The sequence below is a fragment of the Aeromonas sp. FDAARGOS 1415 genome, assembly GCF_019048365.1.
GTDB classification, from domain to species: Bacteria; Pseudomonadota; Gammaproteobacteria; order Enterobacterales; family Aeromonadaceae; genus Aeromonas; species Aeromonas taiwanensis.
Map to the genome: position 1 here is coordinate 2,827,197 of NZ_CP077363.1, position 22,245 is coordinate 2,849,441.

Annotated in this window: 20 protein-coding genes and 1 riboswitch; of the genes, 10 read left to right on the forward strand and 10 right to left on the reverse strand. The window is 61.4% G+C overall.

Going from position 1 to position 22,245, the window contains the following annotated elements:
* Window positions 1-27: 27 nt before the first annotated feature.
* Complete coding sequence (locus I6L45_RS13485; protein WP_245155476.1) at window positions 28-1,284, reverse strand: LysM peptidoglycan-binding domain-containing protein; 1,257 nt, start codon at window positions 1,282-1,284, stop codon at window positions 28-30.
* Between I6L45_RS13485 and I6L45_RS20100 the strand changes: the two genes are divergently transcribed.
* Entirely contained in the window at window positions 1,285-1,557 is a 273-nt protein-coding gene (locus I6L45_RS20100) for a hypothetical protein (protein WP_231557823.1), read from the forward strand. It abuts the gene before it with no gap.
* A gap of 87 nt (window positions 1,558-1,644) precedes the next feature.
* On the opposite strand, the gene gloB is transcribed toward I6L45_RS20100, so the two are convergent.
* Window positions 1,645-2,409, reverse strand: coding sequence for a hydroxyacylglutathione hydrolase (gene gloB, locus I6L45_RS13490; RefSeq protein WP_216982314.1), 765 nt, complete (start codon window positions 2,407-2,409; stop codon window positions 1,645-1,647).
* 81 nt (window positions 2,410-2,490) lie between these two features.
* Between gloB and I6L45_RS13495 the strand changes: the two genes are divergently transcribed.
* A complete protein-coding gene (locus I6L45_RS13495) occupies window positions 2,491-3,213 on the forward strand; it encodes a class I SAM-dependent methyltransferase (protein WP_043761805.1) in 723 nt (240 codons plus the stop codon).
* A gap of 6 nt (window positions 3,214-3,219) precedes the next feature.
* Here the strand turns inward: I6L45_RS13495 and rnhA are convergent, their stop codons facing one another.
* The gene (rnhA, locus tag I6L45_RS13500; RefSeq protein ID WP_043761804.1) at window positions 3,220-3,684 is read right to left on the reverse strand and encodes a ribonuclease HI; all 465 of its coding nucleotides are present in this window, start codon (window positions 3,682-3,684) and stop codon (window positions 3,220-3,222) included.
* A 75-nt stretch (window positions 3,685-3,759) separates the two neighbouring features.
* Between rnhA and dnaQ the strand changes: the two genes are divergently transcribed.
* Both dnaQ and I6L45_RS13510 read left to right on the forward strand, forming a co-directional pair.
* Complete coding sequence (gene dnaQ, locus I6L45_RS13505; RefSeq protein ID WP_216982315.1) at window positions 3,760-4,494, forward strand: DNA polymerase III subunit epsilon; 735 nt, start codon at window positions 3,760-3,762, stop codon at window positions 4,492-4,494.
* Window positions 4,491-5,747 (forward strand): TIGR03503 family protein, encoded by a 1,257-nt coding sequence (locus I6L45_RS13510; RefSeq protein WP_134695977.1) that lies wholly within the window; start codon window positions 4,491-4,493, stop codon window positions 5,745-5,747. Before dnaQ ends, I6L45_RS13510 begins: the two co-directional genes overlap by 4 nt.
* A 67-nt stretch (window positions 5,748-5,814) precedes the next feature.
* Here I6L45_RS13510 and I6L45_RS13515 read toward each other — a convergent pair whose 3' ends face one another.
* Both I6L45_RS13515 and fadE read right to left on the reverse strand, forming a co-directional pair.
* The gene (locus I6L45_RS13515) at window positions 5,815-7,332 is read right to left on the reverse strand and encodes an HD domain-containing phosphohydrolase (protein ID WP_216982316.1); all 1,518 of its coding nucleotides are present in this window, start codon (window positions 7,330-7,332) and stop codon (window positions 5,815-5,817) included.
* A 172-nt stretch (window positions 7,333-7,504) separates the two neighbouring features.
* Complete coding sequence (gene fadE / locus I6L45_RS13520; protein WP_216982317.1) at window positions 7,505-9,961, reverse strand: acyl-CoA dehydrogenase FadE; 2,457 nt, start codon at window positions 9,959-9,961, stop codon at window positions 7,505-7,507.
* Window positions 9,962-10,215: 254 nt separating this feature from the next.
* Between fadE and lpcA the strand changes: the two genes are divergently transcribed.
* The 3 genes from lpcA (at window position 10,216) to I6L45_RS13535 (ending at window position 12,340) form a co-directional block, all read left to right on the forward strand.
* Window positions 10,216-10,794 (forward strand): D-sedoheptulose 7-phosphate isomerase, encoded by a 579-nt coding sequence (lpcA, locus tag I6L45_RS13525; RefSeq protein ID WP_216982318.1) that lies wholly within the window; start codon window positions 10,216-10,218, stop codon window positions 10,792-10,794.
* 120 nt (window positions 10,795-10,914) lie between these two features.
* Complete coding sequence (locus I6L45_RS13530) at window positions 10,915-11,712, forward strand: class II glutamine amidotransferase (protein ID WP_216982319.1); 798 nt, start codon at window positions 10,915-10,917, stop codon at window positions 11,710-11,712.
* A gap of 292 nt (window positions 11,713-12,004) precedes the next feature.
* Window positions 12,005-12,340: an Hpt domain-containing protein gene (locus I6L45_RS13535; RefSeq protein WP_043761795.1), complete on the forward strand. Its 336-nt coding sequence runs from the start codon at window positions 12,005-12,007 to the stop codon at window positions 12,338-12,340.
* A gap of 12 nt (window positions 12,341-12,352) precedes the next feature.
* Here I6L45_RS13535 and yvcK read toward each other — a convergent pair whose 3' ends face one another.
* Entirely contained in the window at window positions 12,353-13,276 is a 924-nt protein-coding gene (gene yvcK, locus I6L45_RS13540; protein WP_216982320.1) for a uridine diphosphate-N-acetylglucosamine-binding protein YvcK, read from the reverse strand.
* A 116-nt stretch (window positions 13,277-13,392) separates the two neighbouring features.
* Between yvcK and I6L45_RS13545 the strand changes: the two genes are divergently transcribed.
* Entirely contained in the window at window positions 13,393-14,571 is a 1,179-nt protein-coding gene (locus I6L45_RS13545) for an FIST signal transduction protein (protein ID WP_167576731.1), read from the forward strand.
* An 18-nt stretch (window positions 14,572-14,589) separates the two neighbouring features.
* The gene (locus I6L45_RS13550) at window positions 14,590-16,671 is read left to right on the forward strand and encodes a PAS domain-containing hybrid sensor histidine kinase/response regulator (RefSeq protein ID WP_216982321.1); all 2,082 of its coding nucleotides are present in this window, start codon (window positions 14,590-14,592) and stop codon (window positions 16,669-16,671) included.
* A 258-nt stretch (window positions 16,672-16,929) separates the two neighbouring features.
* Here the strand turns inward: I6L45_RS13550 and I6L45_RS13555 are convergent, their stop codons facing one another.
* From I6L45_RS13555 to narQ, 4 genes are all read right to left on the reverse strand, one after another.
* A complete protein-coding gene (locus I6L45_RS13555) occupies window positions 16,930-17,505 on the reverse strand; it encodes an LON peptidase substrate-binding domain-containing protein (protein WP_043761791.1) in 576 nt (191 codons plus the stop codon).
* A gap of 311 nt (window positions 17,506-17,816) precedes the next feature.
* The gene (locus I6L45_RS13560; RefSeq protein WP_216982322.1) at window positions 17,817-18,242 is read right to left on the reverse strand and encodes a globin domain-containing protein; all 426 of its coding nucleotides are present in this window, start codon (window positions 18,240-18,242) and stop codon (window positions 17,817-17,819) included.
* A gap of 287 nt (window positions 18,243-18,529) precedes the next feature.
* Window positions 18,530-19,168, reverse strand: coding sequence for a two-component system response regulator NarL (gene narL, locus I6L45_RS13565; protein WP_043761789.1), 639 nt, complete (start codon window positions 19,166-19,168; stop codon window positions 18,530-18,532).
* Entirely contained in the window at window positions 19,168-20,880 is a 1,713-nt protein-coding gene (gene narQ, locus I6L45_RS13570) for a nitrate/nitrite two-component system sensor histidine kinase NarQ (protein WP_043761788.1), read from the reverse strand. Before narQ ends, narL begins: the two co-directional genes overlap by 1 nt.
* 78 nt (window positions 20,881-20,958) lie before the next feature.
* A riboswitch (molybdenum cofactor riboswitch) is annotated at window positions 20,959-21,098 on the forward strand.
* On the opposite strand from narQ, the gene moaA reads away from it, so the two are divergent.
* Window positions 21,086-22,081: a GTP 3',8-cyclase MoaA gene (gene moaA, locus I6L45_RS13575; protein ID WP_216982323.1), complete on the forward strand. Its 996-nt coding sequence runs from the start codon at window positions 21,086-21,088 to the stop codon at window positions 22,079-22,081. Its footprint overlaps the riboswitch before it by 13 nt.
* Window positions 22,082-22,245: the final 164 nt, after the last annotated feature.

Here is a 22,245-nt window from a genome sequence, read left to right on the forward strand (position 1 = left end):
GGTATTTTTTTGGATTGTGATGAGCGATCAGCTGTTGTTCTTCACGAACAGGGTCAGTTCCTGACCGGGCTTGAGGTAGTCGCTCTTGCCGAGCTGGTTCCAGCGCATCACGTCGTTGACGCCGACCTGGAATCGGGCGGCGATGGAGGAGAGGGAGTCCCCTCGGCGCACCTGATAGACCATGGACTTGTTGCTGCCCTTGCCCTGCTTGGGCCAGACCACCAGCTTCATACCAGGTTTCAGGGCCGACTTGGCGCTCAGTCCGTTCCACTTGGCCAGGTCGGCGTGGCTGACGCCGTGTGCCTGGCTGATGCTCCACAGGTTGTCGCCGGAACGCACCTGATACTGGATCTTGTTGCCGCTGTTGCTGGCGAGTTGTTGCGGCTTGCTCTTGGCGGCCTGGCTCACCATGGCGTTGCCACCATTGGGGATGATCAGGCTCTGGCCACGACGCAGGTTGTTGCCGCGCAGATTGTTCGCCAGCTTGAGCTGCTGCACGCTCACCCCGTGATTCTGGGCGATACGGGACAGGGTGTCGCCCCGGGTGACCTGATAGGAGCGCACGCCACGGGTCCGCTCACGCTGGGGCAGATCGGCCAGGGCCAGCTCCAGGGTATCGGCATACTCGACGGGCACCAGCAGGTTGTAGGGACCCCGCGGTGAGGTCACGCCACGCTTGAGCGCCGGATTGAGCGCCTTGAGCTGGGAGGCGGAAATCCCCGCCAGCTGCGCCGCCACGTTCAGATCGATCTGGCCACCGGTGTTGATGGTCCGCAGCTGCGGCTTGTTGGCCAGCACCGGCAGGGTGACATTGTACTGGTCCGCATTGCGGATCATGTCGGCCATGGCCAGGATCTTGGGCACATACATCCGGGTTTCACGGGGCAGATCCAGCGACCAGTAGTCGGTCGGCCGGCCGGCCCGCTCGTTGCGGACGATGGCGTTCCGCACCCGGCCCTCACCCGCGTTGTAGGCGGCCAGAGTCTGGAGCCAGTCACCGTCGAAGAAACGGTTCAGGTATTCCAGGTAGTCCAGTGCGGCATTGGTGGATGCCAGGACGTCGCGTCGGCCGTCATACCAGTTGTCGTGGCGCAAGCCGAAATTCTTGCCGGTCGCAGGAACGAATTGCCAAAGGCCGACCGCATTGCTGCGGGAGCGGGCGTTGGGATCGAACATGCTCTCGATCATGGGGATGGTAATAAGCTCCATTGGCAGCTCACGCCGTTCGATTTCCTCTACCATCAGATACAGGTAGGGCTCAGCCCGGCTGGCAATGGTCGCCATATGCTTATCATTACGCAACAACCAATCACGCTGCTGCCGGACACGGGCATTATCATGCGAGTCCAGCTGCATATCATCGCTGATACGCACCCACAGGTTATCAGTGTCATCCATCTCTTCTATCTGTTCGTCACCGAACAGCAATCGGGAAGAGTGTTTCTTGTACGTTTTCTTGCTGACTTGGGGGGATTTGATCGGCTCGATTGCCGTTATCGCCCGGTCATCCTGATGGCTCAGGTTTTGGCAGCCGCTGAGAAACAGCGCTGCCAATAAGGCCGTTCGTAGCTTCATCTCGCTCAGGTCATCTATGGAAAAACAGCTCGCATCATAAGGGGCAATCCCCCCCTGATCAAGGTTTGTTCAAAAAACGTCCTTCCAGGCCCGCAAGACAGTGAAGGTATCCTCTGGATTTTCCAAGCATTTAAGGGCGTATTTCTCAGCAGAAAATTTCACTGAGTCCTGCTCGCAGCGCAGAAAAACATTGAAATGCCGCTCATCCCCCAGCCGGGAGGGGAGACTCGGCAGGCCCTGCTGGCGCAGCTTGCTGATCACCCCGATCTGCTGCTGGATCGCCGGGTTGTCCGGCTCGACCGCATGGGCGAAACGCAGGTTGGAGAGGGTGTACTCATGGGCACAATAAAGGAGGGTGTCGTCGGGCAGGGCCGCGAGCCGTTGCAGGGAGCCGTACATCTGGGCCGGGGTGCCTTCGAACAGGCGCCCGCAGCCGGCACTGAATAGGGTGTCGCCGCAAAACAGCATGCCCTGGCCGTAATAGGCGATGTGACCCAGGGTATGGCCGGGAAGATGGAAGACGTCCAGGCTCAGGCCGTGCCAGTCGATCCTGTCCCCGTCATCGAGCCACTGGCCGTGATGATCGGGCATGGGGTCATGCTTGGGGCCATAGAGGCGGGCGTGGGGGAAATGGTGCAGCAGCTCGGATACCCCCCCGACGTGGTCGCGATGGTGATGGGTCAGCAGGATGGCGTCGAGCTCCAGCCCCAGGATCTCGAGCCGTTCCAGCACTGGAGCGGCTTCGCCCGGATCGACGACAAGGCAGTGATTCTCGTGTCGGATCAACCAGATGTAGTTGTCGTTAAAGGCGGGAACTGTGATGACGGTATACATGGGTCGGCTTCTCTTTAGTGTTCTTTAGGGATGGGATCTTATATAACTGGATGGCATTCGCACCCCCGAGTTGGTTCCATTATGCAGCTGGCACGTACCGAACAACAGATCGCGATCCCGACCAGCTGGTCGGCACTGCCCATGGGGGACTGGGTGGCCGCCGAGCTGCAGGAGCGGCTCGACAGCTGGTGCCCCCATCTGTTTGGTTATCATTTGCTGAAAATCGGCGCCCTGAGCGCCGAACTCTCCTGCGGCTGCTCCACCATCCGCCATCAAATCGGGGTCGCTCCCGGTGGGCGACTGCTGGACCTGGTGGGGGATCCCCTGGCCTTGCCGGTCCGCTCCGGCAGTGTGGATGCCTGCCTGCTCGCCCATTGTCTCGATTTCTCGCCGGATCCCCATCAGGTGCTGCGCGAGGCGGAGCGGGTGCTGACCGACGATGGCTGGCTCATCGTCAGCGGCTACAATCCTGTCAGCCTGGTCGGTCTGGGCCACTATCTGCCTTTCATGCGACGACATCTGCCCTGGTCAGCCCGCATGTTCACGCCCGCCCGGGTGACGGACTGGCTGCAGCTGCTCGGGTGCGAGGTGATGTTCGACGAGCGATTCGGCTTCTCCTTCATGGGCAGGCAGAGCCGGATCGGCTGGTGGCGGGAGAGTCTGGGACGGGACTATTGCCGATCCCTGGCATCCGTCTATGTGATTGCCGCCCGCAAGCGGCGTTTTCCTGTCACCCCGGTGCGCCGCCGCTGGCGGTTGCCGGAGTCGATGGCCGCGCCTGGGATGGCGCGCCAGGGCGGCTAGCGGCCCTCAGGGCTGGTAGCCTTCGTCTTCGGCAAGCTGCTTGCCGCTGGCGGCGTCCCGGGCCAGCTCGTCGCAGCGTTCGTTCTCCGGGTGACCGGAGTGACCCTTGACCCAGAGCCACTCGATCTGATGGCGTGCCACCTCCGCATCCAGGGCCTGCCAGAGATCGACGTTCTTGACCGGCTGGCGGTTGGCGGTCATCCATCCCTTTTTCTTCCAGCCGATGATCCACTGGGTGATGCCCTGGCGCACATACTGGCTGTCGGTGGTGAGCCGTACCTGGCAGGATTCGTTCAGGGTGCGCAGTCCCATGATGGCCGCCATCAGCTCCATCCGGTTGTTGGTGGTCAGTCTGAAACCGGCCGAGATCTCCTTGCGATGCTTGCCATAGACCATGACGGCGCCATAACCGCCGGGGCCCGGGTTGCCGAGGCAGGAGCCATCCGTAAATAAATCAATCTGTTTTAACATGAGCAATCAATCTGTTTTAGCCGAAGGCTTGGGGTAAACTAGCGAGTAAAACCGAAGTTTGACATGGATTTGATCATGAGCACACCCCAACTGAACCGCCAGATCATTCTGGATACCGAAACCACCGGCATGAATACTGCGGGCGGTCCCGTCTACCTTGGGCACCGCATCATCGAGATCGGCTGTGTGGAGGTGATCAACCGCAAACTGACCGGCAACCATTTCCACGTCTATATCAAGCCGGACCGGCTGGTGGACCCTCAAGCCATCGCGGTGCATGGCATCACGGATGCCTTCCTGGCGGACAAGCCCTCCTTCAACCAGATAGCGGACGACTTCATCGAGTTTATCCGTGGCGCCGAGCTCATCGCCCACAACGCGCCCTTTGACGTGAGCTTCATGGACTACGAGTTCAGCAAGCTCGGCCTCGACTTCAAGACGGCGGATATCTGCGGCATCACGGATACCCTGGCGATGGCGCGGGATCTTTTCCCGGGCAAGCGCAACAACCTGGATGTGCTGTGCGATCGCTACGGTATCGACAACTCCCACCGTACCCTGCACGGGGCTTTGCTCGATGCGGAGATCCTGGCAGACGTCTACCTGCTGATGACGGGTGGCCAGACCAAGCTCAACCTGGCCAGCGAGAGCAACGAGAGCGACAGCAACCAGGACACCGGCATTCGCCGCCTGGAGAGCAACCGGGCCCCCCTCAGGGTGGTGCGCGCCAGCGAGGAGGTGGTGGCCGCCCATGAGGCCAGGCTGGATCTGGTGCAGAAGAAAGGAGGTGCCTGCCTGTGGCGGCAATGAGTTCGCTCTGGGGCGGCCTGTTGCTGCTGGCCTCGCTCTCTGCCTCGGCCAACGAGGTGTTCGGTCCTTCCGATATTCCCCTGCTCGACAACCGCTTTCGCATCGATTACGGCGTGAAGGAGGTCACCTTCATCATCAAGCGCAAGCCGGGGACCCCCTCGGTGATCCTGGTGCGACCCGACGGCAGCAAGCTCTATGTCGGCAAGGTCAGGCCGCCGGAGGTGGGCTGGCAGGCGCTGCAGGATCAGGATCTCATCACGGTGCGCGATCCCATGCCGGGTCCCTGGCAGGCCATCGGCGAGGTCGATCCCGACAACCGGGTGCGCCTGCTCTCCGATATCCGGGTCGTGAGCGAACCGCTGCCGGCCCGTCTCTACCAGGGGGAGCGGGTCAAGTTGCAATCCCGCCTGCTGATCGACGGGGCGGCGCCGGGAGCGGGGTACTACCTTACCGATCTGGGCATGACGGTGAGGCTGCAGCAGTTCAACGATGAGGCCCAGAGCGGAGAGCCCATCTTCGAGGAGACGCTCGGCCATTATCTGGACGATGGCAAGGGGCTGGACGAGGTGCCAGGGGATGGGGTGCTGACCGCCGAGGCGGTGCTGGACGTGCCGGCAGGCAAGTATCGCGCCCTCTACAGTACCGGCAACGAGGTGTTCTCTCGCGCCGAGTCGCAGCAGGTACTGCTCTACCCCTGGCCGGTGAGCTACACCCTTGTCGCTCCCTCGGGAGAGGCGGGGGCCAAGCTCTCCCTGGTCATCGATGGGGAGGAGCTGGATCCGGCTTCCGTGGTGATCCAGGGCAAGGCCAGCGACGGCACCGGTCACAGCCTGGACTTCAGCGAGGTGGCGAAGGAGCTTCGCTTCGGCGTCGATCTCTCCGCCCTCGAGGCGGCGGGCCAGTACCAGGTGGAGGCCACCCTGTTCGGCACGACCCGGCTCGGCCGGGAAGTGCGGCTGCAACTGCCTGCCAAGTCGTTCACCATAGCGCCGCCACCGGCGCCGGTTCCCTCCGCAGCGCCAGCCACCTCGGCGGCCAAGCCGGCCAAGGCCAAGTTTGAGGAGCGTGAGAGCCCGGTCTGGCTGCCCTGGGCACTGGGCGGGGGAGGCGTGGTGCTGCTCCTGCTGGGCGCCGTGGGTTTCATCCTGCTGCAGAAGCGCCGCACCTTGCACAAGGCGATGGCGGCACAGAAGGCGCAGCAGAGCGAGCCCGCCCCGGCCCCCAAGCTGGATCTCAATCTGCCGGAGCAATAGCCCGCCTTCATCCGCATATGAAGAAGCCGCCCATGAGGCGGCTTCTTGCTGTGGCTCGCACGATGAATCAGTGGGCGCCGATGTAGATGTCCTTGTACTGTTCGCGGATGTCGAGAAACTTCTCCAGATTGGCCAGCATCAGATCCACCAGCTGGGGATCGAAGTGTTGCGCCCTCTCTTCCCTGATCAGCGACAGTACCTCTTCAAGGGGCCAGGCCCGCTTGTAGCAGCGATCCGAGCCCAGGGCATCGAACACGTCCGCCAGGGCGACGATGCGCCCCTCCAGAGGGATGGCATCCCCCTTGAGTCCGCGAGGGTAGCCGGTGCCGTTCCACTTCTCGTGATGATTGCCGGCGATGGTGGCGCCTATCTGGAATAGCGCCAGATCGCTGCCGGAGAGCATGTCGTGTCCGAGTTGGGCGTGGGTCTTCATGATCTCCCACTCCTCGGGGGTGAGCTTGCCCGGCTTGTGCAAGATGGCGTCCGGGATCCCCACCTTGCCGATGTCATGCAGGGGGGAGGCGCGCTTGATGAGCTCGCACCTGTCTTCGTTCATGCCGAGCAACTGGCAGAACAGCTCGGTGTAGAGTGCCACCCGCTTGACGTGCAGGCCGGACTCCTTGGAGCGGCTTTCTACCAGCTCGCCGATGCGGTAGATGATCTCCCGCTGGTTGTCGCCGATCACCTCGTTGAGCCGGATGTTCTCCAGCGCCACTATGATGTTTTCGGTAAACAGGCTCAGCAGGCCGGTATCCATCTGGCTGAGGGGGCGAGTGGTCTCGATGTGGAACAGCAGGTGATGGCGGGCATTCTTGCAGTAGAGCACCATCTGGTTGCCATCGTAGACGTTGCCTCCCCTGGCCATGGCGCTGCGCAGGATGGCCGGGGCCTCGGTGAGCCGCAGTGCAGGGCCGTCGCTGAGCAGGGGCTCCAGCACCTGGTCCCGGACCTCGTAGGCCAGATGCTTCACATCGTAGATCTGGGACCCCTCCAGGTTCAGCAGGGCGCTGAGCTGGGTCTGGGCCCCCTCGACAAACTGGCGCAGGGCGCGCTGCTCGAAGATCCCTCTGGAGGCTTCGATGACTTTCTCCAGCCCCTGGCGATTGCTCTCCAGGGTGCGGATGTCGCGATAGGAGCGCAGGCTGGCGCGCAGCAGGGTGCGCAGCTTCTGGGAGGTGAGTTCGGTCTTGTCCTTGTAGTCGTTGATGTCGTAGTTGGTGACGACGTCATCTTCCGGGGCCTGGCCGGGCTGACCGGTACGCAACACGATGCGCACCATCTTGTTTTGCAGCTCGTCGCGCACGAATTTAACAACCTCGAGGCCGGCGTGATCGGCCTCCATGACGACGTCGAGAAGCAGCAGTGCGACATCCGGGGTGATGGCGAGCAGCGCCTTGGCTTCGGCGGCGGAATAGGCGTGCAGGAAATCTATGGGTTTGCCGTCGAACTCGAACTTGCTCAGGGTGATCTTGGTGATGCGGTGCACTTCGGGCTCATCGTCCACTATCATCACCTTCCAGCCTGCGGTCTGCTGCGCTGACGGGGGAAGATCTTCATCGTCGATAATCAGGATTTGATCATCCATTACGCAATCCTGTGAGTGATACTGTGTTTACCTTAACCGCTTCATTCAATATAGGAAATGGATTGGTATTCAAAATATGATCCAGTCGTTTTCTCCTGCACCCCGAAAGGTCAAAGGTCGATCTCTTCATGAAAAACGCCTCCACGAGGGAGGCGTTTTGACAGGCTCTGGATCAGGCTGCGCGGTGGTAGGCTGAGGCTTCAAAGAGCGCCTTGTTTGCCACCAGATCGACAGGGTCGAAGTCATCGACGTTGATGGTGCGCAGGCGACTCGCCTCGGCGCGGCGCAACAGCTCAGCTTCGGTCTGGTTGATGACGCCGAGAGTCAGACCGGCCTCCGCCACCTTGTCGAGCTGGGTGAAGGGACGTCTGGTGCCTTCGGCCTTGCACACCTTGTCAAATAGCGGCTCGGCGGTCAGCACGTCGTCGAGGGCCTGTTCCAGCAGCCCGAAGGGGTTGCCCTCCTCGCGGGTGAGGTACTGGCCTTCGGCCAGACGGCTGCGGGTCGCACTCGGCGTCTGCAGCAGGCGGGCCACCTGGCTGTCGAGCTTGTCGGAGGGACGTTTCAGGTCGCGACCCAGCGGCAGCACGATGGCGCGCAGCGCCAGCCCAATCCAGCGGTTCGGGAAGTTGCGCAGCAGCTCGTCGATGGCTTCCTGTGCCTTGAACAGGGCGTCTTGCAGTGCCCAGTGCAAGAGCGGCAGGTCTGCCTGCTGGCGTCCCTCGTCCTGATAGCGCTTGAGGGCGCTGGAGGCCAGATAGAGCTGGCTCAGCACGTCACCGAGGCGAGCGGAAACCCGCTCCTTGCGCTTGAGCTCGCCGCCCAGGGTACCCATCGCCATGTCCGACAGGAACGCCAGGTTGGCGGAGAGGCGGGAGAGCTGCTGATAGTAGCCCTTGGTCTGATCCTTGTACGGCGCGGCAGCGAAACGGGCGCCGGTGAGGCCCAGCCAGAAGCTGCGCACCAGGTTGCTGATGGCAAAGCCCACGTGGCTGAACACCGCCTTGTCGAAGTCCTTGAGGGCCTGCTCCTTGTCCGGGTGGCTGGCGGCCAGCATCTCGGGCAGCACGTAGGGGTGGCAGCGGATGGCCCCCTGACCGTAGATGATCATGCTGCGGGTCAGGATGTTGGCTCCCTCGACGGTGACCGCGATGGGGGCGCCCTGATAGCCGCGGGCCAGGTAGTTGTTCGGGCCCATGCAGATGGCCTTGCCGCCGTGGATGTCCATGGCGTCGATGATGCACTTCTGGGCACGGTCGGTGAGGTGGTACTTGACGATGGCGGAGATGACAGAGGGTTTCTCGCCGAGATCGATGCCGGTCACCGTCAGCTTGGCGGCGGCGCCCATGATGTAGGCGTTGCCGCCGAGGCGGGCCAGCGGCTCTTCAATCCCTTCCATCTTGCCGATGGGCAGCTTGAACTGGCGACGGATGCGGCTGTAGGCGCCGGTGGCCAGGGCCAGCATCTTGACGCCGCCGGTGCTGTTGGAGGGCAGGGTGATGCCGCGACCGACGGAGAGACACTCCACCAGCATGCGCCAGCCCTGGCCGGCCATGGCAGGGCCGCCGATGATGAAGTCGAGCGGCACGAACACCTCGTTGCCACGGGTCGGACCGTTCTGGAACGGCACGTTGAGGGGGAAGTGACGACGACCGATCTCGACCCCGTCGATGTCGGTGGGGATGAGGGCGCAGGTGATGCCGAGCTCCTCTTCGTCACCCAGCAGGTGATCCGGGTCACGCAGCTTGAAGGCCAGCCCCAGGACGGTGGCGATGGGGGCAAGCGTGATATAGCGCTTGTTCCAGGTCAGGCGCATGCCGAGCACCTCTTCCCCTTCCCACTCCCCTTTGCAAACGATGCCGAAGTCGGGGATGGAGCCCGCATCCGATCCCGCTTCCGGGCTGGTCAGGGCGAAACAGGGGATCTCCTTGCCGACAGCCAGGCGGGGCAGATAGTGGTCTTTCTGCTCCTCGGTGCCGTAGTGTTGCAGCAGCTCACCCGGGCCGAGGGAGTTGGGCACGCCGACGGTGGAGGCGAGCACGGCGCTGGCGCCACACAGCTTTTGCAGTACGCAGGACTGGGCGTAGGCGGAGAACTCCAGGCCGCCGTACTTCTTCTTGATGATCATGGCGAAGAACTTGTTGTCCTTCAGGTATTGCCACACCTCGGGGGAGAGATCGGCGCGCTCGTGGGTCACTTCCCAGTCGTTGACCATGCGGCACACCTCTTCTACCGGCCCGTCCATGAAGGCCTGCTCCTCGGCGCTGAGGGTGCTGACCGGAATGGCGTGCAGCTTCTTCCAGTCCGGGTTGCCGGCAAAGAGGTCGGCCTCCCACCAGGTGGTGCCCGCTTCGATGGCTTCCTTCTCAGTACGGGACATCTCCGGCATGATGGACTTGTAGATCTTGAACAGCGGCCTGGTCAGCTGGTTGCGGCGAAACTCCACCAGGTTGAGGGGGATGGCAAGCACCGCGAACAGTACCCACACCAGCAGGGGCACGTGGCCATAGAGGGTGCCGGCGACCAGGGCGGCGGCCGTGGCAAGCGTGGCGGTGAACAGGGACGCCCGGCGGTATGCCATGGCGCCGATCACCAGGATCACCCCGAGCAGAGTGAGGGTCGTCGTCATTTTTCGCTCCTTGCAATGAGTAGCCGAAGTTGGAGAATCGTGGACTAACTGATCCAGAGGTCTGACCTGTTGGTCGTGGTCCCTGTTGTAATTCATACGCACAAACTTATCAAGCTGTTTACAAGCTTGTTACCTTGGCTCTGTGATCGGCATAACGCACGGTCCGCCGCATCTTGGCGGGCGGGGGGCGACGACTGGGCCGGCTTGTGCGACAATGCGGCCACCCTATGTTGGACCACGAGATCTCAAAGACCATGTACCAAGAACTGATCCGCAACGAATTGACTGAAGCTGCCGGCGTGCTCCAGGCGTTTCTGGCCGACGAGCAGAATCTGAAGAACATCGAGGCCGCCGCCAAACTGCTGGCCGCCTCCTTCAAAGAGGAAGGCAAGGTACTCTCCTGTGGCAACGGCGGTTCCCACTGTGATGCCATGCACTTCGCCGAGGAGCTGACCGGCCGTTATCGCGAGAATCGTCCCGGCTATGCCGGCATCGCCATCTCCGATCCCAGCCACCTCTCCTGCGTTTCCAACGACTTTGGCTACGACTATGTCTTCTCCCGCTACGTGGAGGCCGTCGGCCGTAGTGGCGACGTGCTGCTCGGCATCTCCACCAGTGGCAACTCCGGCAACATCCTCAAGGCCATCGAAGCGGCCCATGCCAAAGGCATGAAGGTGATCGCCCTGACCGGCAAGGATGGTGGCAAGATGGCCGGTCTGGCCGATGTCGAAATCCGGGTGCCGCACTTCGGCTATGCCGATCGCATCCAGGAAGTGCACATCAAGGTGATCCACATCCTGATCCAGCTGGTCGAAAAAGAGATGGCCAAGTAATCGGGCGGGCATCGAAGGTGGAGAGGCGCCCGGCTGGACGACAGATCCGGACGCCTCGTAGCCTGCCGACAGGTCTGATGAAAGCAGAGAGAATCATGTAATTCAGGGGGTTGACGGGATATGTGCGAACTGCTCGGCATGAGCGCCAATGTGCCGACCGACATCTGCTTCAGCTTCACCGGGCTGATGCTGCGGGGCGGCAAGACGGGCCCTCACAAGGATGGCTGGGGGATCACCTTCTACGAGGGGAAGGGGTTTCGCACCTTCAAGGATCCCGAGCCGAGTGCCCAGTCCCCCATCGCCAAGCTGGTGCAGGCGTTGCCCATCAAGAGCCGCGCCGTGGTCAGCCACATCCGGCAGGCGAACCGGGGCTGCGTGTCGCTCGAGAACACCCACCCCTTCACCCGTGAGCTGTGGGGGCGCTACTGGACCTTCGCCCACAACGGCCAGCTGACCGGTTACAAGAAGCTGCCGACCGGGCGGCATCGTCCGGTGGGGGACACAGACAGCGAGCACGCCTTCTGCTGGCTGCTCGACAGGCTGGAGCAGAAATACCCCAAGCGTCCGGCAAATTTTCCCGCCATGTTCCGCTATCTGGCGACCCTGTGTGACGAGTTGCGCGGGCTCGGGGTATTCAACATGCTGCTGTCGGATGGGGAGTTCGTGATGACCTATTGCAGCAACAACCTCTACTGGCTGACACGCAGGGCGCCGTTTGGCGAGGCGAGCCTGCTGGATGAGGATGTGGTCATCGACTTTCAGAGCGAAACCACCCCGAACGACGTGGTGACCCTGATCGCTACCCGGCCGCTCACAGGCAATGAAAGCTGGGTGAAGATGGTACCCGGGGAGTTCTGCCTGTTCCGTCTGGGCGAGCTGGAGTACGGCAACGCAGCCATATTGCCTGCCCGGCAATAAAAAAATACCAGGGTAGAATCCTACCCTGGTTCTTCGCAGCAGCCATACAGGCAAAAAGGGATGAGAGAGGTGTTGCTGAGCCGCATCATTCTCATGGGCTGCATTGTTACTTTAATGTTAATTTTGTGACAACCTTTATCTCTCCCCTCCATGGGGGACATGTCGATAACTTGAACCCGCTCACACTCCGACGCCGCCTTGGCGACCCGCACGCCGCCGGAGGGTGGATGACAGCCGCTGTACCAATCGGCTATATTGTGGTCTGTTTGGATACCATCATAGGGAAGAGAAGATGGAATGGCTGGATCAGAAAGTGCTGCGGCAACTGGCAGATGACATCGGTCACGAGATGATGCCGGTCGTCATCTCGGTGTTTGTCGAAGAGGTAGGGGAACAGCTGGCCCAGTTAAGGCCACTCTATGATCAGCGGGACTGGTCCGCCCTGGCCCGTCTTGCCCACAGCATGAAATCTTCTTGTGGCAGTTATGGCGCCCAACCCAGCTATCAACAAGTCATGGCCCTGGAAGCAGCCTGTCGGCGGGAAGACGCGCAAGAAGCCGGGCGTCTGCTGAGCGAGCTGGAATATTCCCTGCCTCAGGTCTTCACCCACCTGGCCCAATTTCACTGATCCCCGGGCGGCTCAGCCCGCCTTGTCATGCGTCCTATGCCAGTTCAGGATGACGTTATCTAGCGCCTGCCTGAGCTTGAGGCGGTCGTGGCGATGGGGCAGGGCAGCCTCACCCAGGTTGGCTCGAACGAGGCAATGCTGCAGCTCGGGGTCCTCATGACCCTCGGGGGCCAGGATGGCATCGATCCGGCCCATGCCTATCCTCTCTTCCAGCCAGCGATGCTGATCGAGTAGAGTCAACTGACCCGCAGGCCCCTCTTCGGCGACCAGATTGCTGATGAAGACAACGATGGCGCCGCTGCTGCGGATCGCCTCGGCAATGTCGCACAGCAGCAGGGGAGGCATGACGGAGGTGAGAAAGCTGCCGGGACCCAGGATGATCATGTCGGCCTGACTCAAGGCCTGGGCGGCCTCTCGGGTGGCCGGTACGGCCGGTTTCAGGCTCAGGGCCTGCGGCGGTGTAGTGAGCTGGTCGATGGAGACCTCTCCCAGGATCTGGTCGCCGCAGACGGTATGTGCGCACAAGTCGGTGGGGTGTTCGGACATGGGCAGCAGCGTCGGCTCGATCTCCAGCATGTCGCTGATGAGCCGGATGGCATCAAGAGGGCGGACACAGAGGTTGTCGAGGGCCAGCAGCATCAGGTTGCCGAGGTTGTGACCCGCCAGCTCGCCGCGGCCGGTGAAGCGGTACTCGAACAGCTGGCTGCCGATGCTGGGGGTGGTCACCAGCTGGTTGAGGCAGTTGCGCAGATCACCCCAGGCGATGCACTCCTGGCTTTTGCGCAGGCGTCCGGTGGAGCCGCCGTCATCCGTGGTGGTCACTATCCCCGTTAGCCGGGAGCCTAAAAACGAGAGGGAAGAGAGCACGCGGCCCATGCCGTGTCCACCGCCGATGGCGACGACCCGCTCGAAGTCATTGATATTTTTCTGCCACATGCAGTGATCCCGTGGGAGGCCAGTGAGCTTCATTCTAGTCTCTGTGGCCAGGTAATTGTTTGATAAAGGTATGATTTTTGCTTAAGAGCAGCATCCCATACCTGTAGGAGACGGTGTTGAACTTCCTGACGGCTCACTCGCTTGCCGAGACGACCCCACTGGCTGCCCAACAAATAGCAGAGCGGTTGCTTGCCCAATCTCCCCACGCCCCATCATTGTTGCTGGTCTATTTTACCCAAGCGCACGACGCTGCGGTACTGCGCCATGCACTCAAGGAGCACTTTCCCGACAGCCGGCTTATCGGCTGCAGCTCCTGCGGCGGTATCCTGACCCAGGCCGGGCACCATGCCCTGGCGGGCCGGGGTCTGGCGGTCGCAGCCCTTTACGATGACAAGGGCGCGTACGGCGTGGCCGGCCAGGTTGGCCAGACACCGGATGTGCGGACTCTGCTGCGCCGTGCCATCGCCGATGGCGGCCGCCCTGGCGAGCTGCCCCAGCTGGTCTTGCTGCACGCCAGTCCGGGTCTGGAAGAGGCCATGCTGGCGGGCATCGAGAGCGAATTTGGCGCGACCGTTCCCGTCGTCGGCGGATCCGCAGCGGATGACGGCGTGCGCGGCGAATGGCAACTCTGCTGGGATGAGGGAGCAGGGGGGGAGGGCTGTGTGCTGGCGGTGCTCTACCCCGACTGCCAGCTGGCGTTCCAGTTTCATTCCGGTTATGTGCCAACCGAGCGCCAGGGCATCATCACTGCCCTCGACGGTCGCGAGGTGCTGACCATAGACCATGAGCCGGCGGCCCGGGTCTACGCCCGCTGGACTGAACGGGATAAACCCTGGCCGGTGGGCCCCATCCTCAGGGAGACAACGCTCTCCCCGCTGGCACGCCAGGTCGGCATGCTCGATGACATCCCCTACTACAAGCTCTCGCACCCCGAAGCGGTGACCGTGCGGGAAGGGCTTCGCCTCTTTACCGAAGCCCGGCTGGGGGAGCGCCTGCAACTCATGTACTGCAGTCAGGACGGGTTGTTGCAGCGCAGCCTGAATGCGGTGCGCATCGAACCCGAATACGGCATGGCGGGGAGCATGCGACCCCTGGGGGCCTTGGTGATATTCTGCGCTGGCTGCCGCCTGGCCCTGGAGGAGCGGTTTGACGACGTGGTGACGCAATTTTGCCTGCGACTGGGGGAGATCCCCTTCATCACGCCATTTACGTTCGGCGAGCAGGGGAGATTGCCCCATGGTGAGCTGGCGCATGGCAACCTCATGGTATCGAGCGTAATCTTCCTCGAGAATTGACACTCAGCTGGATCCAAGATGACAGGCAATAGCGAACTCGAAACCCTGGGCGACAAGCTGCAGACCACGCTGGTGGAGCTGATGCGTTGCCGGGAACGGGAGGCCAGATACCGCGAGGAGTCGCAGGCTCTGCTGTGTGGTGTGGCGACGCTGGCACAGGCCCAGAGCCTGGAGCAGGTGCTGGAGAGCCTCATTCTCGCGCTCAAAACCTTCATCGGGTTTGAAGAGGCAGACGTAATCGCCTGGGAGGGGGCGAGTGGCACTACCCATCTCAGCACCCAGCCGGAAGAGGTCGGTCACACCTGGTTGCTCTCTCCGCTCTTCTCCCGGGCCATCGATGGGGACACCCTGATCATCTATGATCCTGCCCAGTTGCCGGAGCTGGCCCCTCTGGTGGGGCAGGCTGGCTGGGCCAGCATCATGCTGACCGGGCTGAAAGGGCCAGGTTTCTCCGGTGTGCTGGTCTGTCGGCACAGTGCCGCAGGCACCTTCGATCTCAAGAGCAAGGCGGCGATGCAGCGCTGCCAGCCGCTCATCTCCCAGGCGCTGGTCAACATTGCCTACCGGGCCCGTCTGCAGGAGCAGGTTGAGCTCAAGACCCTGGCCCTGAAGGCCAGCGAGCAGCGCTTTCGCAGCTTCGCCGCCATGGCGTCGGACTGGTTCTGGGAGACGGATCCCGAGCACAGGCTCAGCTATGTCTCTGCGCCTGGCTACCAGAGGGAGCTGCTGGCCCGCCATGCCGGACGCAGCCTCTACGATTTTGCCCATGACAAGCAGGATCCCGCCTGGAGCAGTTACCGGCGTCTTATCGACCGCCATCTGTCGGTGCGGGGGATCCGCGTCCAGGTGTTGCTGGCCAACGGCCCCTGCTGGATGGAGATCAACGCCGAGCCTTGTCACGACCCCCAGGGGGCCTTCATCGGCTATCGGGGGACGGCGCGGGAGATAGGCAACCAGATCCGCCGCGAACAGGAGCTGGCGCGTGCGCGGGACGAGGCCGAGACGGCGAACCGCGCCAAGTCCCAGTTCCTGGCCATGATGACCCACGAGATCCGCTCCCCCATGAATGCCGTGCTGGGGATGCTGGATCTGCTGCAGCACGGGCAGCTCGACGCCCCGCAGCAGACCCTTATCGGTCATGCCACCCACTCCGCACACCTGTTGCAGACCATCATCGACGATGTGCTCGACTTCTCGAAAATCGAGTCCCATACCCTGACGCTGCACTGTGAGTCCTTCCAGCCCGCCGAATTGTGCCGGGCTCTGGTTGGCCCCCTGCAGGCACAAGCCAGCGCCAAGGGCATCGGGTTGTACTGGCACCTCGATGAGACGGTGCCGTCCCGTCTGCAAGGGGATGCGGTGCGCCTCTCCCAGGTGATCGGCAACCTGCTCGGCAATGCGGTGAAATTCACGGCAGAGGGCTGCGTGCGACTCGCACTCACCTGGCAGGACGACAGGCTCAGGGTATCGGTCAGCGACACGGGGATCGGTATCTCCCCCGAGGATCAGGCGCAGCTGTTCGAACCCTTCTATCAGGTCGACAGTTCGGCGACCCGGCGCTTCTCCGGTTCCGGACTCGGGCTCGCCATCTGCCGGCGACTGGTACAACTGATGGGCGGGGACATTCGCGTGCAGAGCTCGCCGGGGCAGGGGAGCTGCTTCTGGTTCGAGTTGCCCGGGATGGCCACCCCCTGTTCCCCGGTAGCGGATCCAGCCAGCGAGGGGGTGGGGGCGCTCGATCTGGACGTGCTGGTGGTGGAGGACAGCCCGGTCAATCAGCTGGTGGTGTCGCTCATGCTGCAAAAACTGGCGTGCAGGGTGAGGGTGGCAAACAACGGCCTGGAGGCGCTGACACTGGTTGGTGAACGGCGACCGGATCTTATCCTGATGGATATGCGGATGCCCCAGATGGACGGGCTGGAAGCCACCCGTCGTCTGCGTGAAATGGGGTGCCAGGTGCCCATAGTGGCGCTGACGGCCAATGCGATGATGGAGGACAGGGCCCGCTGCCTTGCGCAGGGCATGGACGACTTTCTGGCCAAGCCCATCAGCCTGGCGCGGCTGCGCAATTGTCTATTGCGGCACTGCCGGACCCGGTGAGCCGATTTTTGGGTAAAAAAAATGGTCAACTGGGTAGTTGACCAATTCTTCAGCAAATACTGAAGAGAGCACGGGATAAATCGGGTTGTACGGTCTTATATGAAAAAGTCGTGCCAACTTTTTATGACCTGTTTTTTTGCGGTTTGTAGCCGAGTTAGGTGTTATTTATCGCTACGCTTGGTTGCAAAATGCAAATTACTACTTTCATTATAAGAATTTTCGGTCAGTAAATTCGCGTTTTGCAAACCGCTTCTTGACTCACTGTGCGATCAGTCGGCGTAAAAACTGGCGCGCCGCTTCACTGTTCTGTTTGGCAATCAACATCTGCTTTTCATAGATCGGCATGGGCAGGATCTCGAGCCAGCGCTGGCAGAGCCAGGACGCATCGTCGAACTGCTTGTCCGGATAGAGCTCATCGAGTTCCGGATACTGCTCAAACACCTCCCTCAATCTGCTGACCAACTGCTCGTCGCTGAAGTCGGAGTGGGCGCTGGGCCAGTTGGGCAGCGTCTCGACCTGCGCATGTCGCAGACCCGAGGCGTCAGTCTCCATCTCGTGGATGCAGAACCGTTCCAGACCTAGCACGGTTACCCCGAGCAAACCATCGTTGAGCGTATAGAAGTCCGTCACCTTGACGCGGGTGCCGACCGGCAGGATCCGCCCGCAAGTGCCCGTGCTGGTCGTCTCCTCCATGACGATGCCAAAGCCCCGATCTTCGATGAAGGACTCCTTGAGCATCTGGAGGTGGCGCGGCTCGAACAGGCGCAGGGGAAGTTTTCCGCCAGGCAGTATGTGTGAAGGCAAGGGGAACAGTGCCAGATGTTGAAGTTTCATGTTCCATCCTCCGATGAGTCGTATCTGAATGTGACAATGCAGTGACCGTGCCAGAGAGTGGGAAGTGGGGAGAATATGACCGGGAAATGGCGCGTGAAATCCTTTAATGGCTTTAAAATCAATATATTGAATTTTTCCTGGTTGATGTGGTGAAGCACGAAACAGGCAGGATTCAGGTGAGGTTTAAGGGGCTCGAATATGCCCCATCTGCAGAATGGGGCTATTTTCGCATATTGCAAAAATGGAACACGCAAATTGCCTGGGAGGAGGCACTGCTAGCCGCCTGCTGGCAGTCGATGGATAGGGCCGGATCAGTGAATGGATTCGGTGTTCCGAGTCAGTCCCTCCTTCATCAGGACGGCGATTTCGTCGTACATCTGCGACCAGGCGTCAGCCAGCGCGGGTGTGAAGTACTCCCCCAGGCGCCGTGCCAAGACCAGGGTTAACGCCTGCTTGAGGGGTACGAACTGGTCTGGCTGCACATTGAATTTCTGGTGCCGTTTGCCGAGATCCCGAATGATGAAGCTCAGTGCATCCAGCTGATCCAGACTGGTAATGACGGTATTCAGGGTGTCGGCAACCTTGGTGACGGGCATTTCCGGATTACTGGGAAAGAGAGTGCGCAGCTCCGGTGACAGGCGAAACAGCTCTTCATATACCTCTTCGACATAGGTGGTGCTCAGGGCGGTGACCTTGCCCCATGCCCTTTGCACCAGTTCTATCTGTTCGGCAGTCATGCGTTTTCTCCTCAGGCCAGTGAACGACATCCTGAAGATAATAATGCATTTACTCAGTAAAGTGCTGTTACACCTATGAACCACAAGGACGAAGGGGAGAGGCCGGTCAGATAAGTGCCGGGGAGGCCATGTTTGCTGCTGCGGGCGGGTTGCCTGGCACTGTTGTTCCAAAGAGACGGCAGCCGCTTCACGCAGAGGGTTGTTACACCCATGAACCAGAGAGGGCCCAAAGGGGGCACGCCAGCAAGGCGCCGGGGGGCGAGCTTGCTGGCGCGGGGGCCGGTTGCCTAGTTGCGTTGTTCCAGATACATCACAGCCGCCTCCACGCGGCTCTGGGCCTCGAGCTTCTTGAGCAGGCTCTTGACGTGCACCTTGACCGTGCCTTCCGAGATGTGAAGAACGGAAGCCACCTGCTTGTTGGAGAGGCCCTTGGCTATCTCGCGCATGATCTGCATCTCGCGTCGGGTCAGGCTCTCCAGCTTCTGCTGCAGGTGATCCAGCTCGTAGATGTTCTCGAGGTAGGGGCGCAGCGGCTCGCTCAGGATCTGCTTGCCGGTCATGACATCGGCCAGCTGGGCGAGCAGCATGTCGGGCTCGGTGTCCTTGAGCAGGTAGCCATCGGCACCTGCCTTGAGCAGGGCCACCACGTCCTGGCGGGCATCGGAGACGGTCAGGATCACCACGCGGGAGGTGACCTCTTCGGCCCGCAGTGCCTTGAGGGTATCGAGGCCCGACAGGCCCTTCATATTGAGGTCGAGCAGGATGAGGTCCGGCTCGGACTCCTTGGCCATGGCCACGGCGTCAGTGCCGTTGGACGCCTCGCCGACGACCTCGATGTTCTCTTCCAATTCCAGCAACTGCACAATTCCTTTGCGCATCAGGGGGTGATCATCTACGACCAGAACACTGTATTTCATCTCGTCCATCAGGCATCTCTTGTTAGGCTGGTGGGAAAGGTCAGGTGTACGCGGGTGCCTCCACAAGGCGGCTCACTGATGGTCAACTGGCCGTGCAATTTGCTGGCTCGTTCATTCATGATGCTGAGACCGTAGTGATTCACTGCCGAGCTTGCACCCCTTATTCCGACACCATCATCTGCAATCTGAACCAGAATGTTACCATCAGCCAGGGTCTCACAGCTAACGTCAATGCGCTCGGCGTTGGCATGCTTGATGGCATTGAGGACTGCCTCACGGATCAGCTGCAGGATGTGGATATGTTGTCCCGCCTCGAGATCGGTATCGGTCAGACCGTATTGAAGCCCTATCTCGGCCCGGGTCTGGGGCTTGAGCTGCTCCAGCATGACACCGATGGCCTCGCCCAGATTGGCGTCGCCGATGCTGAGGCGGAAGGTGCCGAGCAGCTCGCGTAGCTGGGTATAGGCGTTGCCAAGCCCCTCGTCGATCTGCTGCATGGCGGCCTCGGTCTTGGCGGTATCCCCCTTGGCAAAAGATCGCTTGAGCAGGGTGGCCTGGATCTTGAGATAGGAGAGTGCCTGCGCCAGCGAGTCGTGTAGCTCGCGGGCGATGACGGCCCGCTCCTCCATCAACAGCAGGCGCTGATGCTGCAGCAGGGTCTGATCCTTGTGCAGCACCTGGGCCAGCAGCATGGAGAAGTTCTTCATCAGGCGCTCGTCGACGGGATGTGTGCTTATCATGTCTAGCCGGCCGTACTCCTCGTCATCCATCTGCAGGTAGAAACTCACCACGGCCTCGAGATCGCCGGGCCACCCTTTGCGTCCCGTGATATAGACGGGCATGGCATTGTGCTCGAAGCGGGTGAGGCGGATGTAATCGATGTGCTGGTGGGCGGCCGCTCGTTCCAGCAGTTTTTGCAGGGTGCGCCGGCTCAGCGGTGCCGCGTGCAGTTTCTGGGCGGTGGAATAAAGGAAGGAGAGGGTGTCGTTGGCCTGCTGCAACTTGGCGGTCTTCTCCTCTACCTTGCTCTCCAGCTCCCGATAGAGCTTGCCGAGTTCTGCGGCCATGGTGGCAAACGCCCCCGACAGCTCTCCCAGTTCGTTCTCACAGTGGGGGGGCAGGGTGAGATCGAACTCCTGGCGCTGGATCTGGCGGGCGCACAAGACCAGCTGATTGAGCGGTGCTACCACCTGCTGGCGGGTAAAGCGGACTGTGCACCAGGCGATGGTGATGATGGCGAGCAGGCCGAGCCCCTCGGCCAGGGCCAGCATGCGCACCTTGAACTCGACGTGGTACTGCATCTGGTTGACGAAATCATCGATGGCAGCGACGAACTGCTCGGTATTGTCGGTATAACGGCTGGGAGTGGCGTTCTCGATGTGCTCGCGCATCATCTGCCACTGCAGCAACACCTCGCCATAGGTGCGGCGCAGGGAGGCGGGGGTGATCCAGCGCTGGGTCTCCTGCAGTTCGGGGGCGTTGAGGGTCTGCTCGAACTGGGCGAGCCGACCCAGGACGGGCTGGTCTTTCTCGATTTCGTAGGCCATCCGGTAGGCCTGCATGCGCAAGGAGCCAGACAGGTTGATGGCCTTGGCGTCCGGCACCGAATAGAAGAGGGTGACCATGGCCACCACGGCGATCAGGCTGGCCATGAACAGGATCAGCACCATGGAACGACCGATGGCGCTGCTGACCGAGTGCACTCTGAACCATTTTCCCATGCCGACAGGCTCCCCTCACAGCCATAAAGACCCCACAAAGTAGCATGGGAGTGTACTCCAAGTTGTGCTAGCATCGAAAAACTAGATGAACTCCGAGCGATTTTGCCTAAGTCATTGAGATAGGGGGAGATCGCCGTCAGCCGTTGTTCGAGCTGAAAGGGTCAGGAAAGAAATGCCCTGGCCTCCCGTATTTGGAAAGGTGTTTATGTTGCCACTTGAAGATGGTTTTTCCCGTCGCTTTTACTATTTGCGCCTGTCGGTTACCGACGTGTGCAATTTTCGCTGTACCTACTGTCTGCCGGATGGGTATCACCCTCCGAAAGGGGGCACAGAGGGGCGCAAGTCCTTCCTCTCCCTGGAGGAGATACGCCGCGTCGTCTCCGGTTTTGCCGCCATGGGGACGCGCAAGGTGCGCCTGACCGGCGGTGAGCCCTCCCTGCGCCGTGACTTTACCGCCATCATAGAGACGGTTGCCAATACCCCTGGCATCGAGAAGGTGGCCATGACCACCAACGGCTATCGCCTGAAAGAGCGTGCCCGCGAATGGTTCGATGCGGGGCTGACGGCCCTCAACGTCAGCGTCGACAGCCTGGATCCCCGGCAGTTTCACCAGATCACCGGCGAGAACAAGCTGGCCGACGTGATGGCGGGGATAGACGCCGCGCTGGCTGCCGGTTTCAAATCGGTGAAGATCAATGCCGTGTTGCTCAAGGGACTCAATGACCATGAGCTGGGCACCTTTCTGGCCTGGATCCAGGACAAGCCCATCGAGCTGCGCTTCATCGAGCTGATGCAGACCGGCGAGATGGACACCCTGTTTCGTGACCGCCACACCAGCGGCGATCTCATCAAGCAGCGACTGCTGGAGACGGGCTGGGTGCAGCAGCTGCGCGGGCTGGACGACGGCCCTGCCCAGGTGTTTATGCACCCGGAATCGCGTGGCGGGGTCGGGCTTATCATGCCCTACAGCAAGGACTTCTGCGCCGGTTGCAACCGGCTGCGGGTCTCCTCCATGGGCAAGCTGCACCTCTGCCTCTTTGGTGACAACGGGGTGGAACTGCGTGACCTGCTCACTGACGACGACCAGCAGGATGCGCTGCAAGCGCGGATCCGCCAGGCGTTGACCGGCAAGGCCGCCACCCACCGTCTGCACGAAGGCAATGCCGGCATGACCCCTCACCTGGCGTCCATCGGCGGCTGACGCCGGGTCGCTCCCCCCGAATCGTCATCGATTAATTAGCAATCCTCCCATAGGGGTAATTTGCCTTGCCCCTCTTTCGCCTAATTGCGCCAAGGGTTTGATCCAGCGCAAGAATCCCCCCTGTTTATCTCCCTGGTGGTATATCGCTGGACTTGTCAGAGTCG

Coding starts and splice junctions, on each gene's coding strand:
- gloB (WP_216982314.1), bottom strand. CDS start 2,409: ATGTATACCGTCATCACAGTTCCCGCCTTTAACGACAACTACATCTGG.
- dnaQ (WP_216982315.1), top strand. CDS start 3,760: ATGAGCACACCCCAACTGAACCGCCAGATCATTCTGGATACCGAAACC.
- moaA (WP_216982323.1), top strand. CDS start 21,086: ATGTTGCCACTTGAAGATGGTTTTTCCCGTCGCTTTTACTATTTGCGC.
- narQ (WP_043761788.1), bottom strand. CDS start 20,880: ATGGGAAAATGGTTCAGAGTGCACTCGGTCAGCAGCGCCATCGGTCGT.
- lpcA (WP_216982318.1), top strand. CDS start 10,216: ATGTACCAAGAACTGATCCGCAACGAATTGACTGAAGCTGCCGGCGTG.
- I6L45_RS13530 (WP_216982319.1), top strand. CDS start 10,915: ATGTGCGAACTGCTCGGCATGAGCGCCAATGTGCCGACCGACATCTGC.
- narL (WP_043761789.1), bottom strand. CDS start 19,168: ATGGACGAGATGAAATACAGTGTTCTGGTCGTAGATGATCACCCCCTG.
- I6L45_RS13515 (WP_216982316.1), bottom strand. CDS start 7,332: ATGGATGATCAAATCCTGATTATCGACGATGAAGATCTTCCCCCGTCA.
- I6L45_RS13485 (WP_245155476.1), bottom strand. CDS start 1,284: ATGGCGACCATTGCCAGCCGGGCTGAGCCCTACCTGTATCTGATGGTA.
- I6L45_RS13495 (WP_043761805.1), top strand. CDS start 2,491: ATGCAGCTGGCACGTACCGAACAACAGATCGCGATCCCGACCAGCTGG.
- I6L45_RS13510 (WP_134695977.1), top strand. CDS start 4,491: ATGAGTTCGCTCTGGGGCGGCCTGTTGCTGCTGGCCTCGCTCTCTGCC.
- I6L45_RS13535 (WP_043761795.1), top strand. CDS start 12,005: ATGGAATGGCTGGATCAGAAAGTGCTGCGGCAACTGGCAGATGACATC.
- I6L45_RS20100 (WP_231557823.1), top strand. CDS start 1,285: ATGCTTATCATTACGCAACAACCAATCACGCTGCTGCCGGACACGGGC.
- fadE (WP_216982317.1), bottom strand. CDS start 9,961: ATGACGACGACCCTCACTCTGCTCGGGGTGATCCTGGTGATCGGCGCC.
- yvcK (WP_216982320.1), bottom strand. CDS start 13,276: ATGTGGCAGAAAAATATCAATGACTTCGAGCGGGTCGTCGCCATCGGC.
- I6L45_RS13550 (WP_216982321.1), top strand. CDS start 14,590: ATGACAGGCAATAGCGAACTCGAAACCCTGGGCGACAAGCTGCAGACC.
- rnhA (WP_043761804.1), bottom strand. CDS start 3,684: ATGTTAAAACAGATTGATTTATTTACGGATGGCTCCTGCCTCGGCAAC.
- I6L45_RS13560 (WP_216982322.1), bottom strand. CDS start 18,242: ATGACTGCCGAACAGATAGAACTGGTGCAAAGGGCATGGGGCAAGGTC.
- I6L45_RS13555 (WP_043761791.1), bottom strand. CDS start 17,505: ATGAAACTTCAACATCTGGCACTGTTCCCCTTGCCTTCACACATACTG.